Source organism: Zoogloea ramigera, from assembly GCF_006539865.1.
Taxonomy (GTDB): domain Bacteria; phylum Pseudomonadota; class Gammaproteobacteria; order Burkholderiales; family Rhodocyclaceae; genus Zoogloea; species Zoogloea ramigera.
Genome location: NZ_BJNV01000160.1, coordinates 1 through 1,555, shown reverse-complemented (window position 1 = coordinate 1,555; position 1,555 = coordinate 1). Strand labels below are relative to the sequence as shown.

The window sequence follows — 1,555 nt, the reverse complement described above, 5'->3', positions numbered from 1 at the left end:
TTTACACCTCGTTCGGCGGCAGCGGGACGCCGACGATCGGGAAGTCGAACTCGACCCAGTCGACCAGGAAGTCGCTGCCGTGGGGCTTGCCGGCGGCGTCGGTGGCGATGGGGGCGCCGCCGTCGTAGGCCCCGAAGACGAAGTCGGTGCCGTCCCAGGCGCCGGCCGACAGCTCGACCGCGCTGAAGCCGTCCTGCCAGGCAAGGCTGACCGCCTGGGTGCCGGCGGCATTGCTGGCCTGGAAAGTGGTCTCGGCCACCACCGCGCCGCTGTCGTCGAGCAGGCGCAGCCGGCCGCTCTCGGCAAACAGGCTGCCGTCGTCGTTGATGAAGAAGCGCGACAGGTTGACGGTGACGCCGGTGGCTTCGGTGGCGAGTTCGAAGCGCAGCGCCTCGCTGCCGTCGATCTCCTGGCGCACGCTGCTGGTGGCCACCGACTGGCCGCTGACGCCAAGGTCGCCCCCATACATGTCGCCGCCCGCGAGCTGCGAGGTGCTGATGGCGTGGTAGGCGACCGGCGTCCAGGCTTCGGCGGCGTTGGTGGCGTCGTGCTGGTGGAGCGTGGTGATGCCGGTGTGGGTCCAGGCGGCAGCCCATTGGCCACCGAGGCCGCTTTCGCGCACGGGGGCGTTGCCGATGGGGGTGGCGGTGGTTTCGGGAAGGACTTCGATGCGCACGTGGCCGGTGTCGACGCCGCCGTTGCCGTCGGCGACCTGGTAGCTGAAGCCGGTGCTGCCGGCAAAGCCGGCGGTGGGGGTGAACAGCAGGCTGCCGTCGGGGTTCCAGCTGAGGCTGCCGGCGAGGCCGGTGGTGTCGACGCCGCTGACCAGCAGGTTGTCACCGTCGGCATCGGTGTCGCCGGTCAGGAGGCCCGGGGCGGGCAGGCTGAGGCTGCCGTTGCGCCACACGTGGAGCACTTCGTCGTCGGCCACCGGGGCGGTGTTGGTGACGTCGATGACGACCTGCGCGGTGTCGCTGCCGCCAAAGCTGTCGGCGACGGTGTAGGTGAAGGCGGTGCTGCCGGTGAAGCCGGCGGTGGGCGTGTAGCTGAAGCTGCCGTCGGCCTGGAGATCCAGGCTGCCGTCGAGCCCGGAGGCGTCGAAGCTGGAGATGAAGAGCGAATCCAGATCGGCGTCGGCGTCGTTGCCGAGTACGCCCGGAATGACGATGAGGGGCCGCCCGGCGTGGGTGCTGTAGCGGTCGTCCTGGGCGACCGGGGCGGTGTTCTCCACGTTGAAGGTGACGGTGGCGGTGTCACGCCCGCCCATGCCGTCGCTGACGGTGTAGGTGTAGGCCATGGTGCCGGTGAAGCCGGCCTCGGCGGTGAAGCGCAGGCTGCCGTCGAGGCGCTGGGTGAGGCTGCCGATGAGGCCGGTGGTGTCGACGCTGAGGACGGTGAGTGCGTCACCATCGGCGTCGGTGTCGCCGTCGAGCACGCCCGGGGCGGGGAGTTCGAGGGTCTGGCCGGGGCGCAGGGTGTAGGTGTCGTCGTCGGCGACCGGGGCGGTGTTGCCACCGCCGGCCGGGAGCACGCTGAGGGCGACGCTGGCGACGGC

Annotated in this window: 1 protein-coding gene; it reads right to left on the bottom strand. The window is 71.1% G+C overall.

The genetic code is table 11. The features are described 5' to 3' along the window. Nucleotide 1: 1 nt before the first annotated feature. Nucleotides 2-1,555 (bottom strand): Ig-like domain-containing protein (locus ZRA01_RS20195; RefSeq protein WP_141355164.1); only part of this gene is annotated, 1,554 nt, incomplete at its 5' end.